Below are 23,030 nucleotides of genomic sequence, written 5' to 3'. Positions count from 1 at the left end.
TCTCCCCCGTCACCCTCTCATGCCGCCGTCTGCAGCTCGCGGATCGGCACGATCACCGGGGCCGGCGCCTCGGCGTTGTCCTGCACCGGGGTCAGGTGCCGGCGCAGCCGCAGCGCCAGGACGATGATCAGCAGCGTGCAGCAGGTCATCGCCGCCAGGTAGAGCGGCCAGGTGCCGGAGCCGACCAGCAGCACGCCCACCGCCGGGCCCACCGCGATGGCGGTCTGCTTGACCAGCGCGAAGGCCGAGTTGTAGGTGCCCAGCAGCCGGGCCGGGGCCAGGTCGGCGACGATCGGGCCCAGGGTCGGGGCCAGCATCGACTCGCCGACGCCGAACAGCACGTAGATCGAGACGATGGCGACGGTGGCCGCCGCGGCCTCGCCGCGGACCAGCCCGGCCAGCAGCGCGGCGCCCCAGGCGCCGAGCCAGACCACGCCGGTGGCGGCCATCGCGGTGGTGCGCCGGCGCCGGGCGGTGATCCGCACCATGAACATCTGCAGCACCACGATGGTCAGCGCGTTGGCGCCGATCGCCATGCCGAGGGTGGACGGGGCGGTCTTGACCGTGTCGGTGGCGAAGGCCGCCACGCCCGACTCGAACTGGCCGTAGCAGGTGAAGAAGATCAGCCCGGCCAGCAGGCACAGCCGCAGCATCGCCTTGTCGGCGGTCAGCGCGCGCAGTCCGCTGCGCTGCTCGGTGCCCTCGGTGACCAGCACCGGCGCGGGGCCCGGGATCCGGGCCGTGCCGGTGACCAGCGCCAGGCCCAGGAAGGTCAGCGCCTCGATGGTGAACAGCCGGGTCAGGCTCGCCGGGTCGGCCACATTGACGATCTGCCCGCCGACCAGCGCGCCGATGCCCATGCCCAGGTTGACCAGGGTGAACTGCAGCGCGAAGGCGTGCGAGCGGGTCTTCGCGGTGGAGCAGCGCACGATCATGGTGGCCAGCGCCGGCTGGCAGGTGGTGACACCGCCGCCGAACAGGAAGGCCGCGATCAGCAGCCCGGTGGTCCCGCTCGCCTGCCCGAAGGAGAAGGCGCCGGTGGCCGCCAGCGCGCAGCCGGCCAGCAGCACCGGTCGCGGACCGTAGCGGTCGATGCCGCGCCCGGCGAACGGCAGCACGACGAGCGCGGCCAGCGCGAAGAGGGTGAAGACGAGGCCCGCGGTGAGCGAACCGAGCCCGCGCACCTGGTCCACGTACACGAACATGTACGGCATGGTGAAGCCGCTGCCGAAGGCGCTGAGCGCGTTGCCGAGCTGGACGCGACGCAGGGGGCCGCCCGCGCCGTACTTCTGCTGCTTCATGGAGACACCCCTTTGTCGGTCGGGAGCCGGCGGATCACTGGACTGCTTCGGATCGACGCTTCGACTCGCAAGATTTCAGAGCTAAAGTCTATGGATGGAAACACTGTCGTGTCAAAGTCTTAATGGGGGCAGTCGAGCGTGGGAGACTGAGGCCATGAGCGCACCGAAACCCGCGCCGGACGCCGGCAACGAGCTGGACATCTCCGAGCAAGTGGCCATCTACCAGCGGGAGTTCCCCATCGTCGACCCCCAGGTGGAGACCATCGTCTCCTCGCTGTCGCGGGTCGCCCGGCGGATGGGGGTGGCCTACAGCCGGCAGTTGACTGTGCTCGGAATCACCAGCGCCGAGTGGGAGGTGCTCAAGGCGCTGGTGATCGCCGGCAGCCCGTACCGGCTCGGCCCCGGCGAGCTGGCCAAGCGGCTGGGCCTGACGCCGGCCGCGATGACCCACCGGATCGACCGGATGGTGGCCGAGGACCTGGTCACCCGGGAGCGCGACGAGTCCAACCGGGTGCGGGTGATCATCGAGCTGACCGAGAACGGCCGGGACAAGTGGCTGGAGTCGATGCGGATGGCCGCCGTCTTCGAGGAGGAGCTGCTCCAGGACGTCGGCGCCGACGAGCGCGGGGTGCTCTCCGGGCTGCTCGGACGGATGCTGACCCGGCTCGAGGACGGCGGCGCCTGAGCGGGGGCGCGGCGCGCTGAGTGGCGGGAGCACCGCGGCGGCGGCAGGGTGAGTCCGGGGGGCAGGAACGTCTGTCCGGACCACTCTCCGCCCTGGAGGCGACACTCATGCCCGTGGTCAGTACTCCCTACCCACCCGGCACCCCGTGCTGGGTCGACCTGATGGCCCCCGATCTCCAGGCGGCCATCGACTTCTACCGCGACCTGTTCGGCTGGCAGGGCGAGCGCGGCCCCGACGAGTTCGGCGGCTACGCGGTGCTCACCCTGAACGGCAAGCCGGTGGCCGGCATCGGCCCGGCCGTCTCCATGGACGGCAACCCGCCGCCGCCCACCGTCTGGACCACCTACCTGGCCACCGCCGACGCGGACGCCACCGCGAGCAGGGTCACCGCGAACGGCGGCAAGCTGCTCTTCCCGGTGATGGACGTGGGCACGGTCGGGCGGATGTTCCCCGCCGTCGACCCGACCGGCGCGGTCTTCGGCGTCTGGCAGGCGGTGGACTTCGGCGGCGCGGAGATCGTCAACGAGCCCGGCGCGGTGATCTGGAACGAGCTGAACACCCCCGACGTCAAGGGCGCCGCCGCCTTCTACAAGGCGGCGCTCGACATCGAGTTCGCCCCGATGCCGGAGATGCCCGAGTACAACGGGCTGCTGGTGGAGGGCAAGACGGTCGGCGGCGCGCAGGGCCTGGGCAGCTTCCCGCCCGGCACGCCCCCGCACTGGGCCACCTACTTCGCGGTGGACGACGCCGACAGCGTGGTGGACGCCGCGGTGCGGGCCGGCGCCACGCTGCTGGCGCCCGCCACGGACACCCCGGTGGGCCGCATCGCCGGGCTCAAGGACCCGCAGGGCGGGGCGTTCAACGTGATCAAGCCGCAGCCGTTCGAGGCGGGCTGACCGGCCGGCCCCGGCAGGCCGGCGCAGTGGGCCGCGGCCCGGACCAAGGTGGTGCTCGGTCCGGGCCGCGGTGCTGTGCGGGAGCGGCGCGGTGCCGCTCGGCGGGGTGGGTCAGCAGGGGCCGTTGTCGGTCCAGACGCCCCAGGCGCCGCTCTGGCTCGGGTCGTCGCCGGTGGTCCACCACTTGTTGGTGTAGCTGTGGCCCTTCCAGGAGACCTTGGTGCCGGCCGTGGCGTAGACCGCCGAGGCGGACCAGCTGGGGGCGGCGCAGACGCCGGTGGTGGGCGAGGAGGTGACAGGCGGCGTGGTCGGGCCGGTGGGGCCGGTCGTCGGACCCGTCGTCGGACCCGTCGTCGGGCCGGTGGTCGGACCCGTGGTGGGGCCGGTGGTCGGACCCGTCGTCGGGCCAGTGGTGGGGCCAGTGGTCGGACCGGTCGTCGGGCCGGTGGTCGGCGGCGCCGGGCAGCTGGCGGCCGAGCCGTTGGTGGCGTCGACCATCTTGTCGAAGAGCCCGGTCTGGGTGCCCAGGTCGTAGAGCGAGAAGGCGAAGGAGCCGCCGAGGCCGTTGCAGTGCAGGTAGTCCGCCTTGGCCTGGATCGACTGGGCGTCCTCACCGGACCAGAAGTTGGTGCCGTCGTAGAAGTACGCGGCCTGCGCCACCGGGTCCCAGAACGTGTCGGCCGGGTTGTCGACGACGCCGTTCAGCTCCTTGTACATCCGGATGCCGTTGACGTTGCCGGACATCGCCGCGCCGGGCGCGGGGCCGGTCGCGGTCTGGAAGAGGCCGTGCGAACTGCCGGCCGGCACGCCCGTCCAGCCGCGGTAGTAGAACGGCACCCCGATATTGATCTTGTTCGCGGGGAAGCCGCCCGGGATGCCGTACTGCGGATCACCCGCGGTCCAGGCCTTGATGGCCTCGTCGATCGAGTACTTGCTGGTCCCGGGGGCGATCGGGCCGGATGGATCTGCCGGGTCCGAGTACAGCGCCGCCTGGTGGTTGGTCGGCCCGGTGGCCTCCCAGCCGCCGTGCATGTCGTAGCTCATCACGTCCATGAACGTCAGGTACTGGCCGATCTTGTCGGTCTCGACGTTCTGGATCTTGTCCTGGCCGGCGCCGACCGCCGCGCTCAGCGCGTAGGTCTTCCCGTCGGCCTTGCCCTGCGCGTCCAGCTCGGAGCGGAGCTCGGCCAGCAGCGCGGTGTAGTTCTGCTTGTCGGCCGGGGCGGCGTGGTTGCCGGTGTGGCCGCCGCCGCCCGGGTACTCCCAGTCGATGTCGAAGCCGTCGAAGATGCCGGCCGCCGAGCCCGGACCGCCGAAGCCGGCGTCGGTGGGCAGGTTGCCCTTGATGAACATGTCGATGCAGGAGGAGGCGAAGGCCTTGCGCGAGGCGTCGGTGGCCGCCACGTCGGAGAAGTACTTCGAGTAGGTCCAACCGCCGATCGACAGCAGGATCTTGAGGTTGGGGTTCTTCGCCTTCAGCTCCTTGAGCTGGTTGAAGTTGCCCGTGATCGGCTGGTTCCAGGTGTCCGCGACGCCGCTGACGCTGCTGGAGGCGTCGAAGGACTTCTCGTAGTCCGCGAAGGCGTCCGCCGCGCCGTCACCGGCGCTGGGGTTGTTGTCGTCCTGGGAGGCGGCCTTGGTGGCCTCGAAGCACTTCCCGCTGGTCGGGTCGATGTTCTCGAAGTCGTAGATCAGGTAGTCCAGTTTGCCGGCCTCGCCGGTGTCCTGGATGGTCTTGGCGGTGTAGGCGTTCGCGTAGACCGACCACTGGTCGAAGTAGGCCACCTTGAGGCCGCCGCTGGTGGCGGGCGCACCGGTGGTGTTGGTGGCAGCGGCCAGCGCGGTGCCGCCGGAGGTCAGCGAGAGCGAGGCGCCGAGCAGCAGCGAGGCGCAGGCGCCGAGGGCGAGGGCCGCGAGCCCCTTGGAACGGCGGCGCCCGGCGGGGGCGCCATCGGCTCCCCTGGGGAGCGTGCGAGTGAACATGGGTGCGTGACTCCTGGCTGTGGGGGACCGTCACGCCCGCGGGGACCGGCGGGGTGGGTGGGACCACTCAGCCATGGGCATGACATGGGGGAATCGTGCGGACGCCGAGCGCCCCAGGGCCACCGCCAGAGGCCGGAACCTCTGACGGTGACTCAGGGGCTCCCTGCACCTGTCGATTAAAATGGACTAGACCAACATCGGCGTCAAGAGCCGGTATCGGCACTTGAGTTGCCGTTAAGGTTCGCCCCACCGGGCCTTGAGGTCTGACCTGGCCCTAAACCTCTGTGTCCGAAGCAAGGTCCGTCTCAGGATGTAGTCGGGCTGCATCTGGCGTCGCAACCGTGCCCCGTTCGACTCCTCCTCACGCGGCTCGTGGCGTCCGGGGCCGCCACCTAGCGTGGACAGCGTCGCCCGTCCCCCCTCGTTTGAGGACCAGAAAATGATCGAAGCCGTCGGCCTCACCAAGCGCTACGGCCCCAAAACCGCCGTCCAGGACCTGAGTTTCAGCGTCCGCCCCGGCATCGTGACCGGCTTCCTCGGCCCCAACGGCGCCGGCAAGTCCACCACCATGCGGATGCTGCTCGGCCTGGACAACCCGAGCGCCGGCCACGCCACCATCAACGGCCGCCGCTACGCCGACCACCCGGCCCCGCTGCGCGAGGTCGGCGCGATGCTGGAGGCGCGCGCCATCCACACCGGCCGCTCCGCCTTCAACCACCTGCTCGCGCTGGCCGCCACGCACGGCATCGCGCGCTCGCGGGTGGAGGAGGTGATCGACCTGGTCGGGCTGCGCCAGGTCGCCCGCAAGCGGGCCGGCGGCTTCTCGCTCGGCATGGGCCAGCGCCTGGGCATCGCCTCCGCGCTGCTCGGCGATCCCGCCACGCTGATCCTCGACGAGCCGGTCAACGGCCTCGACCCCGAGGGCATCCTGTGGATCCGCAACCTGCTCAAGTCCCTTGCCGCCGAAGGCCGCACCGTGCTGGTCTCGTCGCACCTGATGAGCGAGATGGCACTCACCGCCGAGCACCTGATCGTGATCGGCCGCGGACAGCTGATCGCCGACACCTCGGTGGCCGACTTCACCGAGCGCGCCTCGCGCGGCGGCGTGCTGGTGCGCACCCCCGACTCGGTGCGGCTCGGCGAGCTGCTGCGCGAGCTGCCCGGCGTCACCGTCACCGCGGGTGACGACGCCCAGCTGCTGACCGTGGACGGCACCGACAGCGAGCGGGTCGGCCGGCTGGCCGCGGAGCACGCCCTGACGCTCTTCGAGCTGACGCCGCAGAAGGCCTCGCTGGAGGAGGCCTTCATGGAAATGACCAAGGACGCCGTCGAGTACGACGCCGTGGTCGCACCCCGCACGCTGGTCGAGGAGCACGCCGCATGAGCACCGCCACCGCCACCCCCGCCGCCCCCGCGGCGGCCCCGGCCCGGACCGTGACCGGCAGCCCGGTCACGCTGGCCCGGGTGGTCCACTCCGAGTGGATCAAGTTCCGCACCCTGCGGTCGACCTACTTCACGCTGCTCGCCGCGGTGGTCTTCATGGTCGGTTTCGGCCTGCTCGCCTGCTACGGCGCGATCGACCACCTGAACCACCCGGACGTCCGTGACCACGGCTTCTCGATCAACGCCGCCGACCGCAGCCTGCGCGGCTACCTGGCCGCCCAGCTCGCCGTCGGCGTGCTCGGCGTGCTGGTGGTCAGCGGCGAGTACAGCACCGGCATGATCCGCGCCTCGCTCTCCGCCGTACCGCGCCGGCTGCCGGTGCTCTGGGCGAAGGCGGCCGTCTTCGGTGCGGTGACCTTCGTGGTGACCCTCATCACCGCGTTCGTCGCCTTCTTCGGCGGCCAGGCGGTGCTCTCCAGCCACAACGTGCAGACCACGCTGTCGGCCGCCGGCGTGACCCGCACGGTGATCGGCACCGCGCTCTACCTCACCGCGATCGGCATCTTCGCGGTCGCCATCGGCACGCTGATCCGCAACACCGCCGGTGGCATCGCCGCGATCTTCGGCATGCTGCTGGTGCTGCCCACCCTGGTCGAGGTGCTGCCCGCGAACTGGAGCGCCCACATCTCGCCCTACCTGCCCGGCGCGGCCGGCCAGGCGGTGGCCACCCTCAACCCGGACCCGGGCACGCTCGCCCCGTGGACCGGCTACGGGGTGCTCTGGATCTACGTCGTGGCCGCGCTGATCGGCGCCGCCGCGGTGCTCAAGCGGCGTGATGCCTGACCTGCTCCGGGTGCACAATGGCGCGATGAGTGCGATCGACCAGCTCCCGGCAGCCCTCGGGCGGCGCTTTCCCAGCGCCGCCCGAGGGCTGGCCACGATGCGGGGCTGGCTGCTGGAGGAGCGCTACCCGTTCGCCGTCGACCTCGCGTTCGCCCTGGTGGTGCTCGCCCTGTCCAGCGCGGCGCACGGCCGGGACCTGTCCCGGCACCCGCTGGTCTGGCTCCCGCAGCTCGCGCTGATCCTGCCGCTGGCGTTCCGCCGCCGGGCCCCGCTGGCCGTCTTCGGCGTGATCGCGGGCGTCTCCTTCGTCCAGTGGCTGACCTACCAGGCGATGCCCGCCAACATCGCGGTGCTGCTCGCGCTCTACACCGTCGCGGGCCACTGCGCGCGCCGCAACGTCCTGCTGTCGTACCTGGTCGCCGAACTCGGTGTCGCGCTGGTCGTCTCCGACATCCGCCACGCGGGCGAACTGGCCGACCCGCTGCACACCATGTTCAAGGCCGCCTTCGCGCTCTCCGGCGCCACCACCGCCGCCGCCGTGCTCGGCCTCAACGTCCGGGCCCGCCGTGCCCAGCTGCGCGCGCTGCGCGAGCGGGCCCGCGAGCTGGAACGCCAGCGCGACCAGCAGGCCGCCCTGGCGGTGGCCGAGGAGCGCTCGCGGATCGCCCGCGAGATGCACGACATCGTCACGCACAACCTCTCGGTGATGGTGGCACTGGCCGACGGCGCGGTCTACGCCAACCCGACCGCCCCCGAGAAGGCCACCGCCGCGATGCGCCAGTCGGCCGAGACCGGGCGCCAGGCGATCACCGACATGCGCCGCTTCCTGGGCGTGCTGCGCGCCGACGAGCCCGACGCGCTGCGCCACCCGCAGCCGGGCCTGGGCCAGCTCGCCGCGCTGGTCTCCCAGGTGCGCGCCGCCGGCCTGCCCACCGAGCTGCGGGTGACCGGCGATCGTGCCGCCGTCTCCCCCGGCGCCCAGCTGACCGTCTACCGGCTGGTCCAGGAGTCGCTCACCAACACGCTCAAGCACGCCGCCTCCGGCGCCCGCGCCGAGGTCACCGTGGAGTGCACGGAGCAGGCCCTGCGGGTGGAGGTCCGCGACGACGGGCGCGCGCTGCACCCGGCGGCGCCCGGCGGCTTCGGCGCGGGTGGCGCCGACGAACGCTCCCGCGAGTCCGGGCACGGCCTGGCCGGCATGCGCGAACGGGTCGCCGCCTATGGTGGTGGCCTCACCGCGGGCCCGCTGCCGCACGGCGGCTGGCAGGTGGCCGCCACCCTCGACCTCGGCCCGGACCCCCAGGAGGCACCCCGATGACCATCCGCGTCCTGCTGGTGGACGACCAGCCGCTGCTGCGGGTCGCCTTCACCCTGGTGCTGGACTCACAGCCCGACCTGGCGGTGGCCGGCGAGGCGGAGGACGGCGCCCAGGCGGTGCGCCTGGTGCTGGAGCACCGCCCCGACGTGGTGCTGATGGACGTCCGGATGCCCGGCATGGACGGCATCGAGGCCACCCGGCGGATCGTCGAGGAGTCCCCCGACACCAAGGTGCTCATCATGACCACCTTCGACCTGGACGAGTACGCCTTCGCCGCGCTGCGCGCCGGTGCCTCCGGCTTCATGCTGAAGAACGCCCAGCCGGCCGAACTGCTCAGCGCGATCCGCAGCGTGGCCGCCGGCGACGCGGTGGTGGCCCCCCGGATCACCCGGCGTCTGCTGGACACCTTCGCCTCCCAGCTGCCCGCCGACGGCGGCTCGCCGGTCCGCGCGGAGAGCGCCGTCGAGACGCTGACCGCCCGCGAGCGCAGCGTGCTGGAGCAGGTCGCCCGCGGCCTGTCGAACGCCGAGGTGGCGGCCGAGCTCTACCTCGCCGAAGCCACCGTGAAGACCCACGTGAGCCGGATCCTGCTCAAGCTCGGCCTGCGCGACCGGGTCCAGGCCGTCGTCTTCGCCTACGAGAACCGCCTGGTTCTGCCGACCTGAGGCCTAGGCTGATCAGAGGCGGTCGATGGCGGTGAGGTCGATCGCGATGGGGTAGGGGAAGTCGGTCTTCAGCTCGTCGTGGTAAATACCGGTCAGACCATAGGACTTGGTGGCCGGGTCCCGTTCGTAGACGTAGACGACGGGGCGGCCCTTGTCACCCTTCTCGACCCGCCAGAAGTGCGGGATGCCCGCCTCGGCGTACTTACGGGGCTTGACCTCGCGGTCCCGGATGACGGAGTCGGGCGAGACGACCTCCACGGCGAGCACGACGTCGGCGACCTGGTACCCCGTCTCGTCACGCTCGGCGGTGACCGCCGAGGCACGCACGACGGACAGGTCGGGCTCGGGCCGGTCGCGCATGCCCAACGTGATGGCCATCTCGCGCACCACCCGGACATCGTCCGGCGCGGTGGCACGCAGTCCCACTTCGAACAGGAACATCGCCACCGAGTGGAAGTACTTCTGCGGACTCACGAAAATCAGGCTCCCGTCGAGCAACTCCGTGTGCGGCGGGAGGTCGGGCAGGCGATCGAGGTCATCGGCGGTGAACCCGTCCACCGGCGGAATCAGCCAGTCGGGTACGGCAGTCATGGTTCCTCCCATGGGCGCGATCCTCGCCTACGAGGCCAGCGTATCGGGAGGCCTTCCAGGCCGGATCACTCTTCCGTGCGAGTCCCCAGGGAAGTCACATGCTCAGGTACACCGCGCTGCCGATGCCGGCGAGCATGCAGTAGACGGCGAACGGGGTCAGGCTGCGGTCCTCGAAGTACTTGGTGAGGAACTTCACCGACACGTAGCCCGCCACGAACGCGCAGAGCGAGCCGACCAGCAGCGGGCCGCGGATGCCGGCGTTCTCGGGCTTGAGCAGCTCGGGCATCTTGAGGACGGCGGCGGCGCCGATCACCGGGGTGGCGAGCAGGAAGGAGAAGCGGGCGGCGTCCTCGTGGTTGAGGCCGCGCAGGATGCCGGTGCTCATCGTGACGCCGGAGCGGCTGATGCCCGGCAGCAAGGCGAGGATCTGGGCGGCGCCGATCCAGGTGCCCTGGCGGAAGCTGAGCCTGGCCAGCCGGCGGTCCGATTCGATCGCGGGGTCGGCGCCCGGCGTGTGCGCGACCTGGGCCCCGGCCCGGCGACGCCCTCCACCGCCGCGGCGCAGCCGGTCGGCGCCCAGCAGCACGAAGCCGTTCAGCGCCAGGAAGACCGCCGCGACCACCGGCTTGCCGAGCGCGTCGCGCAGCGCCTTCTCGGCGACCAGGCCCACCAGGCCGACCGGGATGGTGCCGACGATCAGCAGCCAGGCCAGCCGCTGCTCGGAGGTCTCTATTCGGCGCTCGCGGATGGAGCTGAACAGACCCCGCACCACCCGGACCCAGTCCTTGCGGAAGAAGAGCACCAGCGCCAGCGCCGTCGCCAGGTGCAGGCCGACCAGCACCGACAGGTAGGGCGAGGAGGCCGCCGTGACGTTCAGGTCCTTCTGGACGCTGCCGCCGATCAGTGCGGGTATCAGGATGCTGTGCCCGAGGCTGGAGACCGGGAAGAGCTCGGTGACGCCTTGCAGCAGGCCGACGCCGATCGACTCCGGGTAGGTCAGGGACATCGCACACCTTCTGCACTGGTACGGGTCGTGGGAGGGCGACAGCGTACCCAGGCGTGCTGACACGGGCTCGGGCCCCTCCCCGGCAGAACGTACTACGGATCTGTAGACGTCAGCCGGGGCGAGGCCCGAATTCACCTGCTGCTCATCTGCTCGCTACTCGGGCTCACTCTCCATCGCCTTGGCAGCCGCCTCCCGGATGCCGCGCTCGCGCTTGCAGACCACCGAGAAGGCGCCCGCCGCCGAGGCCACGAAGGCCAGCGCACCCAGCCACGGACGGTTCAGCCGGTGGCCGGTCAGCTGGTCGAGCGAGTAGCAGCCGGGCCCGGCGATGCCCAGGGCCAGGCCGCAGACGCCGAGCAGCGCCGGGTACTCGTAGCCGCCCTTGGTGGCGAAGAAGCCGTGCGGGAAGTGCACCACGCTGGCGCCGGCCATGGTGCCCGCCACGATCGGCCCGGCCACCGGGGTGGCAAGCCCGGCGATCAGCAGCGCACCGCCGCCGGCCTCGCCGAGGCCGGCGGCCAGCGCGCTCTGCCCACCCGGCTTGAACCCCATCGCCTCCATGCCGCTGGCGGTGCCCTCCAGGCCGCCGCCACCGAACCAGCCGAAGAGCTTCTGGCCGCCGTGGGCGAAGAGCACCCCGCCGACGGCGGCGCGCAGGGTGAGCAGCCCCAGATCTGTGCGGTTGACGCAGCCCATAGTGTCCTCATCTCCTCTGCCCCCGTGCGCCTCCCATCCCAGCCGACCCCCGGCGCCTCCTCGACCGGAGCAGGCCATCCGGGGGACCCTGGAGGCCTGACGAGGGAGGCCCGCCGATGACGGCGCAGCGCGAGGTCCGGCAGCCCGGGTCCCAGCGGCCCGAGTTCCAGCTGGACGGCACCGGGGCCGGTACCCGGGCCGGCCTGTACGCGGCGCTGGGCAGCGCGGTGAACGGTCCGGGCGGCTACTACGGCCGCAACCTGGACGCGCTGGCCGACTGCCTGCGCGGCGGCTTCGGCCCGCAGCCGCCGTTCACCCTGGTCTGGCACGACTGGACGGTGGCCGAGCACTCGCCCCAGCTGCCGGACGGCTACGCCCGCGCGGTGGTCGACCTGCTGCGTGAGACGGGAGTCACGGTGCGGCTGCGCTGACCCCCGGTGCGGCAGCGTCCCGGCGCGCCCGGGCTCGACGATGCTGTGGGGATGTCGGTTCTCAACCTGAGCAGTGCGTTCATCACCTTCTTCGCCGTGGTCGGCCCGCCCAAGGTGCTGCTGGCCTACGCCCAGCTGAGCCGCACCCGCACCCTTGCGGAGGTGCGCCGGCTGCTCGCGGTCAGCTCGCTGCTGGCCCTGCTGGTCGGCGTGGTGATGGCGTTCAGCGCGGATGCGATCACCAACTTCTTCCACGTCAGCGACGAGTCGCTGCAGCTGGCCGGCGGGGTGATCTTCTTCCTCTACGCGGTCGGCCTGGTGCTCGGCGTGCACTTCGGCGGCGCGAGCGAGGACGAGGAGGACGGGCTGTCCAACCCGCTGGCCGAAGGGGTGCGCGAACTGCTGCTGCCGTACGTGGCGAGCCCGCTGGCGATGACGGCCGTACTGGTGGAGTCACTGACCAAGGAGGAATGGGGCTGGCGGTTCACGGTGGCCGGCGCGTACACCGCGGTGGTGGCGATCAACACCGTGTGCGTGCTGGTGCTGGCTCCGCTGCTGCGGCGCACCCACCAGACCTCGCTGGAAGTGCTCTCCCGGCTGCTCGGTCTGCTGCTCGCGGCGGTGGGCGTGGAGCTGTTCCTGAACGGCCTGCAGGGGCTGGGCGTGCCGTTCCACAGCGCCGGCGGGCACTGACGCCACTGTGTCGGCGGGCGCTGACGCCACCGCACCGGCGGGCGCCGACCCCACTACGCCGCCGGGCGCCGACCGTTCACGGAACGACCACCGGGCGCCAGGGCACCGGGGTGGAGAGGATCATCGAGGTCGCCGGCTGCCCGTAGGTGCCCAGCCGGTCGATCAGCTCCTCGAACCGAGCCATCTCCGGCACCGCCACCAGCAGCACGCAGCAGGCCCCGCCGGTGACCCGGTAGAGCTGGAGCACCTCCGGCCAGGTCGCCACTGCCGGATCGCGCAGCACGCAGCGCGGGCCGTAGCACTGCACCTGCACCAGCGCGGTGATCGGCAGCCCGGCCCGGGTCAGGTCCACGTGCGCGTGGTACCCGCCGATCACCCCGTCCGCCTCCAGCCGGCGCACCCGCTCGGCGACGGCCGGCGCCGAGAGGCTGACCCGGCGGGACAGTTCGTTGTACGAGAGCCGCGCATCGGCCTGCAGCTCGGCGAGCAGGCGGCGGTCGAGAGCGTCCAAGGCCCCTCCTTTCCGAGTGACAGGCCGAACCGGAAAAGACCTTGCAAGCGCAAGGTCAGCGGCCCGATCGGGTCCCCGTCACCCATTCAAGAGCGCGCGGGGCCGCCGCACAATAGGGGGCAACCAGCCACCAAGGGGGAACGAGATCATGGCCCCGTCCACCGTCCAGACACCCAACCTGGCTTTCGACCCCACGCGTGAGGGGGCGGTCGCGGACCTGCGGACCAGCGGCGCCACCCCCTACGAGAGGTACGCCCGGCTCGACGTCCTGCACACCCTGCAGCAGCCGCGCAGCACGGTCGACGCCGAACTCTCCTTCATCATCACCACCCAGGTGATGGAGCTCCTCTTCGACCTGCTCAAGCACGAGTGGACGCTCACCCAGCAGGCACTGCGGGCCGACGACCTGCCCGGCGCGGTGGCCGCGCTGCGCCGCGGCGCCCACGTCCAGGACGTGCTGAACAGCTCCTGGGACCTGCTGGCCACGCTCACCCCGGTGGAGTTCAGCGCGTTCCGGCCGGTGCTCGGCGAGGCCTCCGGCTTCCAGTCCTCGGCCTACCTGCGGCTGGAGTTCACGCTCGGCAACAAGTCCGAGCGGCTGCTGGAGATGTACCAGGGCTCCCCCGAGGTGCACCGGGAGCTGTCCGAGGCACTGACCGGGCCGAGCCTGTACGACGACGTGCTCGCCCTGCTCGCCCGCCGCGGGCTGACCGGCGAGCCGACGGTGAGCAGCGAGCGCTACCGCGCCGACGAGGCGGTCCAGGCCGCCTGGCACACCGTCTACACCGACCCCGGCCAGGCGGAACTCGTCGTCCTGGCCGAGGCACTGCTCGACACGGCCGAACGCGTCTCCCGGTGGCGGCAGCGCCACTACGCTTCGGTGAAGCGGTCGATGGGCGCCAAGCCCGGTACCGGCGGCTCCAGCGGCCTGAGCTGGCTCAAGGCCGCCGCCGATCAGGACGTCTTCCCCGAACTGTGGAACGTACGAGGAGAGTTGTGAGCAGCAGCCTGGTGCAGATCCCCACCTCCCGTGAACAGTGCCTGGCCCTGGACGCCGACGATCCGCTCGCGCTGTTCCGCGCGGAGTACACCCTGCCGTCCAACGGCGTCTACCTGGACGGCAATTCACTCGGCGTGCTGCCGGCCCGCACCCCCGAGATCGTCCGCCGGACGGTCGAGGAGGAGTGGGGTCAGGACCTCATCACCAGCTGGAACAAGCACGGCTGGACCGAACTGCCGTTCACCCTGGGCGACCGGATCGCCCGACTGGTCGGGGCCGGGCCGGGCGAGGTGGTGGTCTGCGACAGCGTCTCGGTCAACCTCTTCAAGGTCCTGACGGCCGCGCTACGGATGCGGCCCGGGCGGCACACGGTGCTCGGCGAGCGCGAGTCCTTCCCCACCGACCTGTACATCGCCGAGGGGGTCACCGGCCTCTTCGAGGGCGCGCGCAGCGTGCTGCTGCCCTCGCTCGACTCCGCCGACGACCTGGACGCCCACCTGGACGAGGGGGTGGCCGCCGTGGTCCTCTCCCAGGTCGACTACCGCACCGGGCGACTGCTCGACATGGGCGAGATCACCGCCAAGGTGCACCGGGCCGGCGCGCTGATGATCTGGGACCTGTGCCACTCGGCGGGCGCGCTGCCGATCGACCTGACGGCCCACCAGGTCGACTTCGCCGTCGGCTGCACCTACAAGTACCTGAACGCCGGCCCGTGCGCGCCCAGCTTCCTGTACGCCGCACCGCGCCACCACGCCGCCGCCGAGCAGCCGTTGACCGGATGGTTCGGGCACGCCGCGCCGTTCGCCTTCGAGCCCGGCTACCGGCCGGCCGAGGGGATCGGTCGGTTCCTCACCAGCTTCCCGCCGCTGCTGGCGCTGGCCGGGCTGCGGGCCACCCTGGAGATCTGGGAGAAGGTCGACCTCGCGCAGCTGCGGGCCAAGAGCCTCGCGCTGACCGGGCTGTTCATCGACCGGTGCGCGGACCTGGAGGTGGTGACGCCCGGTTCGCCCGAGCTTCGCGGCAGCCAGGTGGCGATCCGGCACCCGGACGGGTTCCCGGTGGTGCAGGCGCTGATCGAGCGCGGAGTGATCGGCGACTTCCGGGCGCCGGACCTGATGCGCTTCGGCTTCACGCCGCTGTACCTGTCGTACACCGAGGTCTGGGACGCGGCGCAGGCGCTGCACGAGGTGCTGGCGAGCGGGGAGTGGCGCGAGGAGCGGTTCGGCAGGCGGGGTGCGGTGACGTGAGCCGCTGAGCCCCGGGTGCCGACCTGAGCTGAACGAGGCCGCCCGGCCACCCTGATGAGGGTGGCCGGGCGGCCTCGGTGTTGCGGCTGTCGGGGGCGGCCTTGGGGGTTCGGCCCGTCCGGCAGTTCTCTACCTCGTGGTCGGCTCAGCTGTGGCGGCCTCGACGACGGCGGTTGCCGAAGAGCAGTGCGCCTGCACCGGCCGCCAGCAGCGATCCGGCCAGGCCGAGCAGCGGGACGGTACCGGTCTCGCCGGTGGTCGGCAGCTGACCGGTGTGGCTCGGCGCGGGGTGCGGGCCCTGGCCGTGGTCATGGTCGTGGTCGTGACCGTGGCCGTGGGACGGGGCGCAGGTGGGGGTCGGCGTCGACGTCGCGGTGGGAGTCGGGGTCGGCGTAGGCGTCGGGGTAGGCGTCGCGGTGGGAGTCGGCGTAGGCGTCGGGGTCGGGGTCGGGGTCGGCGTGGGAGTCGGCGTCGGCGTGGGCGTCGGCGTCGGCGTCGGGGTCGGCGTCGGCGTGGGCGTCGGCGTCGGCGTCGGGGTCGGCGTGGGCGTCGGCGTCGGCGTCGGCGTCGGGGTCGGCGTGGGCGTCGGCGTGGGCGTCGGCGTCGGCGTCGGGGTCGGCGTGGGAGTCGGCGTCGGCGTCGGCGTCGGCGTCGAGCAGTCCGGGAGGTCGCCGTTGAACGGGTAGGCGTGGATCTCGTAGCCGCCCGTGCCGGTCTGGATCAGGCTGCCGGCCAGGTAGACCCGCCCGTTCATGCCGGGCTGGGCGAGCGTCATCGTCCCGTTCGGGTTGCCCGCCAGGACCGAGCCCTGGAACTGCGCGCCGCCCTTGATCTCCGCGGTGTCCTGGGTCGGGAAGTTCCACAGCAGCGTGGGCCCGAGGGTGGTCAGCTGGTCGCCCGGCAGCCCCGTCCCCGTATTGGTGTTGATCAGCGCATTGGGCTCCAGCATGTTGACGATCACGGTCGCGCCGGCCGGGATGTTCTTGAAGTTCAGGTCGATCGCCCGGGCCGCCGTGCCCAGGTCCTGGGTCACGTTGAAGACCTGGCGGGCGCTGGTGCCGTCGCCCGTGAAGGTGGCGTCGAAGCTGGTGACCGCCACCGTGCCGGTCGCGGCCGCCGCAGCCGCGCACGCGGAGATGGACTCGATGTCGGTGCGCAGCGGGGCGTAGGTGCTCGCCACCGTGGAGTCCTGGATCTGCTGCCCGTTCGGGACCAGGTTGATCGTCCCGGTGCTCAGCGCGCCGTAGCGCAGGTTGCCCCAGACGGTGGTCTTGGAGTCCGAGCCGCCGATCTCCACCGAGTTGCCCGGCAGCACGGTGACGTTGCCGCCGACCGAGACGAAGTCCGAACCGGTGGGCGGCGGGACCCGCGAACCGACGCCGACCACGCCCATGTTGAACAGGCCCCCGCCGTCGGTCTTCTCCACCGTGAGGTTGCCGAGCGTCACCACCCGGCCCTCGACCTCGGCCGCCCGCCCTGTGACGGTGTAGTCGCCGCCGGTGAAGACGTTGATGTTGGAGTCGCGGCCGGCGAAGTCGCCGTTGCTGACCGGCGGGAAGGGCACCGGGCAGTCCGGCCCGGCGCAGGGCCCCAGCGGCGTCGGGAACGGCACCGCGGACGCGCCGGGCAGTGCGATCACCGCACCTGTCACCGTGGTCGCCACCAGGAGCGCGGCTTTGGTCACGTGTCTCATGCGTCTACCTCCCTGGCCCCGGCGTCTGGGGTGTGCCGGGCTCGGCTGACCAGGGCGGACGCGGACCATCCAAGGCAAACGGTGGGCAAAGGCGGGGTAGGCGGCACCGCCCCAGAGTGATCATCATTCGAATCCCACTCGGACGGCGTAGTTTTGGGCCGGGGTCAAGCCGCCGAACGGGCGAGTGTTAGCGTGCCGGGCGGGGCTGCCGCACTCCAGCGCCCCCGGGCCCCCGCCCGCCACCTCGGACAAGCGCGAAGGCTGTCGATCCCCATGGCCAAGTTTCTGTTGAGCCTGCACGTGCTGGCTGCGATCATCGCGATCGGCCCGGTGACGGTGGCGGCGAGCATGTTCCCCCGCAAGGCGCAGGCCGCGCTGGCCGCCGCCGGGAACCCGGAGGCCGCCGCGGGCGAGTTGGCCGAGAACACCGCCTCGGTGCGCCTGCTCTACCGGATCACCCAGGTCTACGCGCTCCTCGGGATCGCCGTGCCGGTACTCGGCATCGGGACCGCCCAGGTCATGGGCGTGATGGGCAGCGCCTGGCTGATCGCCTCGCTGGCCATCACCGTCGTCGCCGCGCTGGTCCTGCTGGTGCTGGTGCTGCCCCGGCAGGAGGCCGTGGTCTCCGCGCTCGCCGGCCGGCCGGACGCCGACCCGGTGGGCGCGGCCGCGGGGCTCAAGCTGCTCACCATGAGCACCGGGATCTTCGCGCTTCTCTGGGCCGTGGTGACGGTCCTCATGGTGCTCCGCCCGGGCTCCACCACCCACGCCTGACGCCTCATCGGCTGTCCGGTGCACCGGGCCGGACGGCCCCCGGCCTGGTGATCCGCACTCCGGCGCGCTTCACCGCACGCGCCACGATCGCGGTCTCCACCCGGTCGGCACCCAGGGGGCCGAGCACCTCGGTGCTGAAGCGGTAGAGCGCCCCGTGGTCGGGGCAGAAGACGGCGGCCATCAGATTGTGCGGCCCGCTGGTCGCCACCACGCCGTGCACCTGCGGGTGCGCGGCGAGCACCCGGCCCGCCTCGGCCAGCCGCCCGGGCGGTACCGAGAGCCAGAGGTTGGCGTCCACCGTCATGCCGAGCAGGCGCGGGTCGACGGTCGCGTGGGTGCGCAGCAGGCCCGCCGCCGCCAGTCGGCGCAGCCGACGGCGCACGGTGGACTCCGGGGCGTCCAGGGCCTGGGCCAGCCCGGCCGCCGAGCGGCGCGCATCCTCGGCCAACTCCCCCAGCAGCGCCCGGTCCAGCTGGTCCAGTTCCGGCGGCGCGGCCGGCGCGGCGGTCGACGGTGCGGGCTCGGCGGGGGTCGGGTCGGCGGCGGTCGGCGCGGTGGGGGGCAGCGCGGTGGGGGTCAGCGCGGCGACCTCCTCCGGGGTCAGCAGCCCGGCCTGCCAGCGGGCGGCGTCCGCGAACAGGTGCAGCACCGCGTGGACCGTGGTCTCGACCACCGCGTCGGTGGCCGGCAACTGGCGGTAGAGCAACTGGTCGCGTCCGGCCCGGTCGGTGACCACGACCGCGCTGATCTCCTGACCGCCGAGCATCAGATCGACGAACGGCACGTCCGACCTCGCCACCAGCGCGTCCGCCACCGCGGCCACCCGCCCGCTCAGCACCCGTACCCGCAGCAGCAGCGCGCCCACCGCCTCGTCCGCGGCCCGTGGCAGCAGCACCACCCGCAGCACTCCGGTCTCGCGCAGCCGGGCCAGCCGCCGGGTCACGGTGCGCACCGAGACGCCGAGCACCTCGGCCAGCAGGCCCGGCTCGGCCCGGCCGTCCACCTGCAGGGCGCAGACCAGGCGGCGGTCCAGCGGGTCGAGCAGGGTGGCCGGATCCGTCGTTTCGGTGCGCATGGTTGTCCGATCTCCGCCGCCAGGGCGGGTTGCGACGTCGTGATCTGCCGCGGTGACGGTACTCCTTGGGCCGACGAGAACACCACCCGAGAGGAGCCGGACCGATGGAGCAGCTGATCACCGAGATCGAGCAGGTCGCGCAGGTCGAGCAGGTCGTGCGCGAGGTCGGCCATCTGCTGGCCGAGCGGCAGAGCGCCGAACCGATCGCGGCGCGCACCCGCGCCGAGGCGCTGGCCGCGTTCGGCGCGCTGGACCGGCCGGCCACCGGCCTGCTGCGCGAGCGGCTGGGCGCCCTGCGGCCGCAAGCCGGCTGGCTGACGGACGAGTTGGCGACCGCACTACCGGCCGACGGCGAGTGGTGGAGCTGCGACGCCACCGATGGCGCCGTGCAGTACCTGCTGGGCCTGCCGCACTGGGCGGTCACCGCGACGCTGCTGCGCGAGGGCCGGGCCGTGCTCGCGGTGGTCCACGCACCGCGGCTGGGCGCCACCTACACCGCCGTCCGCGGTGCCGGGGCCCGGCTGAACGGACGTCGGATCAGGCCGTCCGAGCGGGAGTTGGCCGTTGCCGTGGTCGCCACCAGCCACCCGCCGACGATCACCGAGGAGCCGGACGCGCTGCGCCGGGTCGGCGCGACCACCTCCGCGGTGATCGGGGCCGGGGTGCTCGCGGTGCGCAACCTCGGGCCGACCGCGCTGCAGGTGGCCCAGGTCGGCTCCGGCCACCTGGACGCGTTCTGGGAGTGCGGACTGGATGCGCCCAACCTGCTGGGCGGGGCGCTGATCGCGGCCGAGGCCGGGGCCAGGGTCACCGACCACGCGGGCCGGCCCTGGCAGCCGTCCACCTCGACCGGCTTCCTGGCCGCGCCGGTCGGGCAGCACGAGGCGCTGGTTCGGGTGCTCGGCGCCGTGGCGTGACGTGAGGGGCGCGAACGGCGCGAACGGCGCGGCGGAGTGAACGGCGGCGCGGCGGAACCACGGTGACCGGCGGCACGTCCCTGCTGGGCAAACCTGCAGCCCGTCGGAGGAGCCCGCATGACCACCAGCGCCACCCGCTGTCTCTACCTCGCCCGGCACGGCGAGGCGCTGCCGGGGCAGCCGGGGCAGGACGGGGCAGGCCTCTCCGAGAACGGGCGGCGGCAGGCGGTGCTGCTCGGGCGGCGGCTGCGGGACGTGCCGCTGGCCGTGGTGCACCACGGTCCGCTGCCGCGGGCGGCGCAGACCGCGCGACTGGTCGGCGAGCAGCTGGGCGCCGTCCCGCTGCGGCTGGACGAGGCGGCCGGCGACTACCTGCCCTGCATACCAGGAAGAGCCGAACTACCGCAGGAGAGCAGCGACTTCCTGCTCGACTTCCTCGGCGAGGTGCCGGCCGCCGAGCGCGAGCGGGGCGCGGCCCTGGCGGCGGAGGCGACAGCCCGCTTCACCGGTCCGGTGGCGGGCGAGGCGGACCGGCACGAACTGGTGGTCACCCACGCCTTCCTGATCGCCTGGCTGGTCCGGCACGCGCTGCACGCACCCGACTGGCGCTGGCTCGGCCACAACAGCGCCAACGCCGCGCTCACCGTGATCCGCTACGCGCCCGACCGCCCGGCCGCCGTGATGACCCTCAACGACCAGCGCCACCTGCCCACCGAGCTGCGCTGGACCGGCTTCCCCCCGGAGTGGCACATCTAGGGAGTGTCCGGGGGCTGGTTCCAGGCCGGGCGCTCGGGGTCGTCCGCCCGGACCAGGACGTCGGCCGCCTCGTCCGGGTGGACGTCCTCCTGGTAGCGGGCGAAGGCCGGCAGGGTCCACTGCTCCGGCTCCGGGGTGCGGCGGCGCAGTGCGGCCTGCGACATCCGCAGATGCACCGTCAGGTCGGCCGGGAACCAGCGCCCGAGCAGCAGCGGGCCGTCCAGCACCAGCACGGCGCCCGGGGGCAGTTCGACGTACGGGCTGCGGGTGGAGCGGTCGGTGTCCGGGTCGCGCAGGTCGGGCAGCACCCGCCCGCTGCCGCCCGGGTCCAGTGGCGTGAACACCTCCCGGAAGAGCGCGTTGTCGTCGAGCCAGAGGTCGAAGTAGGCGTCGGCGTCCTGGTGTCCGTACTCCAGGCGGATCGAGGCCGGGCGCAGGAAGGAGCGCGAGCGCACCCGCTGCACGGCCCGGCCGCGCAGCCGCAGCTCCTCGGCCAGGTCGGCGGCCAGCCGCTCGGGCCGGGCCGCTGGGGCGCCGTCGATCAGCACCCGGGGCCAGGCACCGCCGTCCGCCGGGGTCAGCCGCTCGACGCGGTCGGCCAGTTCGGCGGCGAGCCGCGGCCAGCTGATCGGGTGCAGTCGGACGGCGCTCATCGGTGCGTACTCCTGGTCAACTCGCGGTCTCCAGCAGGGTCTTGCCGAGCGTGGCGCGGGACTCGATGGCCGCGTGCGCGTCGGCCGCCCGCTCCAGCGGGAAGCGCTGGCCGATCACCGGGCGCAGCCGGCCCGCGGCGGCCTCGGCGAGCGCGTGCTCGGTGCAGGCCCGCAGCTGCTCCGGGCTGCGGTCGGCGCTGACCAGCCGTACCTCGCGGGCGGCGGCCTGCGCGTCGGTGATCCCGGCCCACTCGCCGCTGGCCAGGCCGTAGCTGTCCATCCGGCCACCGGACGCGAGCAGTCCGAAGGCGGCCCGACCGACGGCACCGCCGACACCGTCGAACACAACGTCGACCGGGCCGACTTCCTGCTCCACGCGCACGGCCCAGTCGGCCTCGCGGTAGTCGAAGGCGAAGTCCGCGCCGAGCTCACGGGCCAGCGCCAGCTTGCCCGCCCCACCCGCGACGGCGACCACCTGCGCCCCGGCCGCCTTGGCCAGCTGCACCAGCAGGCTGCCGACCCCGCCGCCGGCCGCCTCCACCAGCACCCGGTCCCCGGCCGCCACCTCAGCCGCCCGCAGCTGCATCACCGCGGTCCGCCCGTCGGCGAGCAGCGCGACCGCGTCGTCCAGCGCGACACCGTCCGGCACCGCGAACACCCCGTCGGCCGGGACCGCCACCCGCTCGGCGTATCCGCCCGACCCTCCGGTCCCCGTCACCACCCGCCGCCCGAGCAGCCGCGGATCGGCCCCCGCACCCAGCTCCCCGACCGTGCCGCCCACCCCGTTGCCCGGGATCAGCGGCGGCTCGGCCCGGAACGGCCCGGCCCCGGTCGCCCGGAACTGCGTCTCGACGAAGGTGATGTTCGCGTAGGCGACGTCGACCACCACCTCCCCGGCCTCCGGCACGGGGTCGGGCGCCTCCCCCGCGACGAGGACGGACGGGTCGCCGAACTGCTTCAGCCAAACGGCACGCATGGGTGTGACTCCTTGATCGCTTTGACGGCCGATCAGCATCCTCGCTCATCAAGTGAGCTTGAGGTCAAGCGGCGGCCGGCTCCGCGATCAGGGCGGTTCCCACCGTGCGGAAGCCGAGTCGGGCGTAGATGCGGGCGACGTCCTCGGTGTCCGCCGAGAGGAAGACGGTCCGTACCCCGGCCGCGCGGGCGTCCGCGACCAGGGCGGCGGTGACGGCGAGGGCCAGGCCCCGGCGGCGGGCGGTGGGCAGGGTGCCGAGGCCGGCGATCTCGGCCACCTCGCCGACCGCGAGGCACTGGCCCGCGCACAGGGCCGAGCCGTCGCGGAGGGCGGCGGCCACCGCGGTCAGGCCGGCCCGGATGCGGTCGGCCGTCCGAGGGACGTCGGCGGCGCGCTCGCGGATGGCGGCGGCGAGTTCGGCGGGGCCCGCCGTGCCGACGCGGGTGCCGGGCTCGGCGAAGGCCAGGTGGGGGACGGCGAGGGCGCCCGGCAGGGCCGGGTCCTCGGGCCCGACGATCCGCACCGAGGCGTCGTCCGGCGCGGCGACGGCCGGGGTCGGTGCATCCGGGGCGAGCACCATCAGCGGGTGCTCGTGCACGGTGAGGCCGGCCCGCTCGGCGGCCGGGCGCAGGGTGGGCGAGGTCTCGGCCACCCATTCGAAGGCCTCGGGGAGGCCCAACTCCCGCTGGCGGGCGCGGACCCGGCGCACGTCGGCCTCGGTCACCGGTGCGGTGCCGGGCCGCGCGGGCCGCGCGTAGTACGGCCAGCCGGCGCCCTCGCGGACGAAGAGGGTCAGCGGTCCGAAGTCCTCGGTGCGCGCGGCGGCGCGCGGCACGGCGTCGTAGTAGCCTTCCAGGCGGGCCAGCAGGTCGTCATCGGTGGAGGTCACCGGCGGATCCAAGCACTGAAGTGCCGGCAGCGCCATTGGATTTGCCCC

The 23,030-nt window shown here is 73.0% G+C and carries 24 protein-coding genes; 13 read left to right on the top strand and 11 right to left on the bottom strand.

Annotation, left to right across the window (positions count from 1 at the left end):
* Positions 1–17: 17 nt before the first annotated feature.
* Positions 18–1,301, bottom strand: coding sequence for an MFS transporter (locus OG500_RS26805; protein ID WP_327069425.1), 1,284 nt, complete (start codon positions 1,299–1,301; stop codon positions 18–20).
* A gap of 154 nt (positions 1,302–1,455) precedes the next feature.
* On the opposite strand from OG500_RS26805, the gene OG500_RS26800 reads away from it, so the two are divergent.
* Both OG500_RS26800 and OG500_RS26795 read left to right on the top strand, forming a co-directional pair.
* The gene (locus tag OG500_RS26800) at positions 1,456–1,986 is read left to right on the top strand and encodes a MarR family winged helix-turn-helix transcriptional regulator (protein WP_329583924.1); all 531 of its coding nucleotides are present in this window, start codon (positions 1,456–1,458) and stop codon (positions 1,984–1,986) included.
* Positions 1,987–2,093: 107 nt separating this feature from the next.
* Positions 2,094–2,882 (top strand): VOC family protein, encoded by a 789-nt coding sequence (locus OG500_RS26795; protein WP_327069423.1) that lies wholly within the window; start codon positions 2,094–2,096, stop codon positions 2,880–2,882.
* Between the two features lie 111 nt (positions 2,883–2,993).
* On the opposite strand, the gene OG500_RS26790 is transcribed toward OG500_RS26795, so the two are convergent.
* Positions 2,994–4,865, bottom strand: a complete 1,872-nt coding sequence (locus OG500_RS26790) for a glycosyl hydrolase family 18 protein (protein WP_329583921.1) — start codon at positions 4,863–4,865, stop codon at positions 2,994–2,996.
* Positions 4,866–5,304: 439 nt separating this feature from the next.
* Between OG500_RS26790 and OG500_RS26785 the strand changes: the two genes are divergently transcribed.
* The 4 genes from OG500_RS26785 to OG500_RS26770 are packed head-to-tail and all read left to right on the top strand — an operon-like array spanning position 5,305 to position 9,074.
* Entirely contained in the window at positions 5,305–6,249 is a 945-nt protein-coding gene (locus OG500_RS26785) for an ABC transporter ATP-binding protein (RefSeq protein WP_327069421.1), read from the top strand.
* On the top strand, positions 6,246–7,091 hold the full coding sequence (locus OG500_RS26780) for an ABC transporter permease (protein ID WP_327069420.1): 846 nt from the start codon (positions 6,246–6,248) through the stop codon (positions 7,089–7,091). The genes OG500_RS26785 and OG500_RS26780 overlap by 4 nt, the downstream gene beginning before the upstream one ends.
* A gap of 25 nt (positions 7,092–7,116) precedes the next feature.
* Positions 7,117–8,409 (top strand): sensor histidine kinase, encoded by a 1,293-nt coding sequence (locus OG500_RS26775; protein WP_329583919.1) that lies wholly within the window; start codon positions 7,117–7,119, stop codon positions 8,407–8,409.
* The gene (locus OG500_RS26770; RefSeq protein WP_327069418.1) at positions 8,406–9,074 is read left to right on the top strand and encodes a response regulator transcription factor; all 669 of its coding nucleotides are present in this window, start codon (positions 8,406–8,408) and stop codon (positions 9,072–9,074) included. The genes OG500_RS26775 and OG500_RS26770 overlap by 4 nt, the downstream gene beginning before the upstream one ends.
* Positions 9,075–9,086: 12 nt before the next feature.
* On the opposite strand, the gene OG500_RS26765 is transcribed toward OG500_RS26770, so the two are convergent.
* From OG500_RS26765 to OG500_RS26755, 3 genes are all read right to left on the bottom strand, one after another.
* Positions 9,087–9,665 (bottom strand): Uma2 family endonuclease, encoded by a 579-nt coding sequence (locus OG500_RS26765; RefSeq protein WP_327069417.1) that lies wholly within the window; start codon positions 9,663–9,665, stop codon positions 9,087–9,089.
* 94 nt (positions 9,666–9,759) lie between these two features.
* A complete protein-coding gene (locus OG500_RS26760) occupies positions 9,760–10,671 on the bottom strand; it encodes an undecaprenyl-diphosphate phosphatase (protein WP_329583916.1) in 912 nt (303 codons plus the stop codon).
* Between the two features lie 153 nt (positions 10,672–10,824).
* Positions 10,825–11,367 (bottom strand): DoxX family protein, encoded by a 543-nt coding sequence (locus OG500_RS26755; protein WP_327069415.1) that lies wholly within the window; start codon positions 11,365–11,367, stop codon positions 10,825–10,827.
* A 116-nt stretch (positions 11,368–11,483) separates the two neighbouring features.
* Between OG500_RS26755 and OG500_RS26750 the strand changes: the two genes are divergently transcribed.
* On the top strand, positions 11,484–11,798 hold the full coding sequence (locus OG500_RS26750) for a barstar family protein (protein WP_327069414.1): 315 nt from the start codon (positions 11,484–11,486) through the stop codon (positions 11,796–11,798).
* Between the two features lie 51 nt (positions 11,799–11,849).
* Entirely contained in the window at positions 11,850–12,491 is a 642-nt protein-coding gene (locus OG500_RS26745) for a MarC family protein (protein ID WP_327069413.1), read from the top strand.
* A gap of 76 nt (positions 12,492–12,567) precedes the next feature.
* On the opposite strand, the gene OG500_RS26740 is transcribed toward OG500_RS26745, so the two are convergent.
* Entirely contained in the window at positions 12,568–13,002 is a 435-nt protein-coding gene (locus OG500_RS26740; protein WP_327069412.1) for an Lrp/AsnC family transcriptional regulator, read from the bottom strand.
* 148 nt (positions 13,003–13,150) lie between these two features.
* Here OG500_RS26740 and OG500_RS26735 point away from each other — a divergent pair, with 148 nt between their 5' ends.
* Positions 13,151–14,002 (top strand): tryptophan 2,3-dioxygenase, encoded by an 852-nt coding sequence (locus OG500_RS26735; protein ID WP_327069411.1) that lies wholly within the window; start codon positions 13,151–13,153, stop codon positions 14,000–14,002.
* Entirely contained in the window at positions 13,999–15,249 is a 1,251-nt protein-coding gene (gene kynU / locus OG500_RS26730) for a kynureninase (protein ID WP_329583912.1), read from the top strand. The genes OG500_RS26735 and kynU overlap by 4 nt, the downstream gene beginning before the upstream one ends.
* A gap of 145 nt (positions 15,250–15,394) precedes the next feature.
* Here the strand turns inward: kynU and OG500_RS26725 are convergent, their stop codons facing one another.
* Complete coding sequence (locus OG500_RS26725; protein ID WP_329583910.1) at positions 15,395–16,942, bottom strand: choice-of-anchor A family protein; 1,548 nt, start codon at positions 16,940–16,942, stop codon at positions 15,395–15,397.
* Positions 16,943–17,215: 273 nt separating this feature from the next.
* Between OG500_RS26725 and OG500_RS26720 the strand changes: the two genes are divergently transcribed.
* On the top strand, positions 17,216–17,716 hold the full coding sequence (locus tag OG500_RS26720) for a hypothetical protein (RefSeq protein ID WP_327069408.1): 501 nt from the start codon (positions 17,216–17,218) through the stop codon (positions 17,714–17,716).
* 4 nt (positions 17,717–17,720) lie between these two features.
* Here the strand turns inward: OG500_RS26720 and OG500_RS26715 are convergent, their stop codons facing one another.
* On the bottom strand, positions 17,721–18,791 hold the full coding sequence (locus OG500_RS26715) for an Lrp/AsnC family transcriptional regulator (RefSeq protein ID WP_329583907.1): 1,071 nt from the start codon (positions 18,789–18,791) through the stop codon (positions 17,721–17,723).
* Between the two features lie 104 nt (positions 18,792–18,895).
* Here OG500_RS26715 and OG500_RS26710 point away from each other — a divergent pair, with 104 nt between their 5' ends.
* Complete coding sequence (locus tag OG500_RS26710) at positions 18,896–19,708, top strand: inositol monophosphatase family protein (RefSeq protein WP_329583905.1); 813 nt, start codon at positions 18,896–18,898, stop codon at positions 19,706–19,708.
* Between the two features lie 117 nt (positions 19,709–19,825).
* Positions 19,826–20,464: a histidine phosphatase family protein gene (locus OG500_RS26705; protein WP_329583903.1), complete on the top strand. Its 639-nt coding sequence runs from the start codon at positions 19,826–19,828 to the stop codon at positions 20,462–20,464.
* Here OG500_RS26705 and OG500_RS26700 read toward each other — a convergent pair.
* The 3 genes from OG500_RS26700 to OG500_RS26690 all read right to left on the bottom strand — a co-directional run bounded on the left by OG500_RS26700 (position 20,461) and on the right by OG500_RS26690 (position 23,018).
* Positions 20,461–21,117, bottom strand: a complete 657-nt coding sequence (locus OG500_RS26700) for a uridine kinase (RefSeq protein ID WP_329583901.1) — start codon at positions 21,115–21,117, stop codon at positions 20,461–20,463. The two genes, OG500_RS26705 and OG500_RS26700, sit on opposite strands and share 4 nt — an antisense overlap.
* A gap of 16 nt (positions 21,118–21,133) precedes the next feature.
* Positions 21,134–22,093 (bottom strand): zinc-binding dehydrogenase, encoded by a 960-nt coding sequence (locus OG500_RS26695; RefSeq protein ID WP_329583899.1) that lies wholly within the window; start codon positions 22,091–22,093, stop codon positions 21,134–21,136.
* 64 nt (positions 22,094–22,157) lie between these two features.
* Positions 22,158–23,018, bottom strand: a complete 861-nt coding sequence (locus OG500_RS26690) for a GNAT family N-acetyltransferase (RefSeq protein ID WP_442907065.1) — start codon at positions 23,016–23,018, stop codon at positions 22,158–22,160.
* Positions 23,019–23,030 lie beyond the last annotated feature (12 nt).

It is taken from the genome of Kitasatospora sp. NBC_01250 (assembly GCF_036226465.1).
Taxonomy (GTDB): domain Bacteria; phylum Actinomycetota; class Actinomycetes; order Streptomycetales; family Streptomycetaceae; genus Kitasatospora.
This window is presented reverse-complemented; position numbering and strand designations above follow the sequence as displayed.

Excerpts from the sequence above, each read along its gene's own strand:
- OG500_RS26715 (WP_329583907.1), bottom strand. The coding sequence starts at position 18,791 with ATGCGCACCGAAACGACGGATCCGGCCACCCTGCTCGACCCGCTGGAC.
- OG500_RS26775 (WP_329583919.1), top strand. The coding sequence starts at position 7,117 with ATGAGTGCGATCGACCAGCTCCCGGCAGCCCTCGGGCGGCGCTTTCCC.
- OG500_RS26770 (WP_327069418.1), top strand. The coding sequence starts at position 8,406 with ATGACCATCCGCGTCCTGCTGGTGGACGACCAGCCGCTGCTGCGGGTC.
- OG500_RS26745 (WP_327069413.1), top strand. The coding sequence starts at position 11,850 with ATGTCGGTTCTCAACCTGAGCAGTGCGTTCATCACCTTCTTCGCCGTG.
- OG500_RS26800 (WP_329583924.1), top strand. The coding sequence starts at position 1,456 with ATGAGCGCACCGAAACCCGCGCCGGACGCCGGCAACGAGCTGGACATC.
- OG500_RS26755 (WP_327069415.1), bottom strand. The coding sequence starts at position 11,367 with ATGGGCTGCGTCAACCGCACAGATCTGGGGCTGCTCACCCTGCGCGCC.
- OG500_RS26750 (WP_327069414.1), top strand. The coding sequence starts at position 11,484 with ATGACGGCGCAGCGCGAGGTCCGGCAGCCCGGGTCCCAGCGGCCCGAG.
- OG500_RS26695 (WP_329583899.1), bottom strand. The coding sequence starts at position 22,093 with ATGCGTGCCGTTTGGCTGAAGCAGTTCGGCGACCCGTCCGTCCTCGTC.
- OG500_RS26760 (WP_329583916.1), bottom strand. The coding sequence starts at position 10,671 with ATGTCCCTGACCTACCCGGAGTCGATCGGCGTCGGCCTGCTGCAAGGC.
- OG500_RS26790 (WP_329583921.1), bottom strand. The coding sequence starts at position 4,865 with ATGTTCACTCGCACGCTCCCCAGGGGAGCCGATGGCGCCCCCGCCGGG.
- OG500_RS26690 (WP_442907065.1), bottom strand. The coding sequence starts at position 23,018 with ATGGCGCTGCCGGCACTTCAGTGCTTGGATCCGCCGGTGACCTCCACC.
- OG500_RS26700 (WP_329583901.1), bottom strand. The coding sequence starts at position 21,117 with ATGAGCGCCGTCCGACTGCACCCGATCAGCTGGCCGCGGCTCGCCGCC.
- OG500_RS26735 (WP_327069411.1), top strand. The coding sequence starts at position 13,151 with ATGGCCCCGTCCACCGTCCAGACACCCAACCTGGCTTTCGACCCCACG.
- OG500_RS26785 (WP_327069421.1), top strand. The coding sequence starts at position 5,305 with ATGATCGAAGCCGTCGGCCTCACCAAGCGCTACGGCCCCAAAACCGCC.
- OG500_RS26805 (WP_327069425.1), bottom strand. The coding sequence starts at position 1,301 with ATGAAGCAGCAGAAGTACGGCGCGGGCGGCCCCCTGCGTCGCGTCCAG.
- OG500_RS26795 (WP_327069423.1), top strand. The coding sequence starts at position 2,094 with ATGCCCGTGGTCAGTACTCCCTACCCACCCGGCACCCCGTGCTGGGTC.
- OG500_RS26720 (WP_327069408.1), top strand. The coding sequence starts at position 17,216 with ATGGCCAAGTTTCTGTTGAGCCTGCACGTGCTGGCTGCGATCATCGCG.
- OG500_RS26780 (WP_327069420.1), top strand. The coding sequence starts at position 6,246 with ATGAGCACCGCCACCGCCACCCCCGCCGCCCCCGCGGCGGCCCCGGCC.
- OG500_RS26765 (WP_327069417.1), bottom strand. The coding sequence starts at position 9,665 with ATGACTGCCGTACCCGACTGGCTGATTCCGCCGGTGGACGGGTTCACC.
- OG500_RS26710 (WP_329583905.1), top strand. The coding sequence starts at position 18,896 with ATGGAGCAGCTGATCACCGAGATCGAGCAGGTCGCGCAGGTCGAGCAG.
- OG500_RS26705 (WP_329583903.1), top strand. The coding sequence starts at position 19,826 with ATGACCACCAGCGCCACCCGCTGTCTCTACCTCGCCCGGCACGGCGAG.
- OG500_RS26725 (WP_329583910.1), bottom strand. The coding sequence starts at position 16,942 with ATGAGACACGTGACCAAAGCCGCGCTCCTGGTGGCGACCACGGTGACA.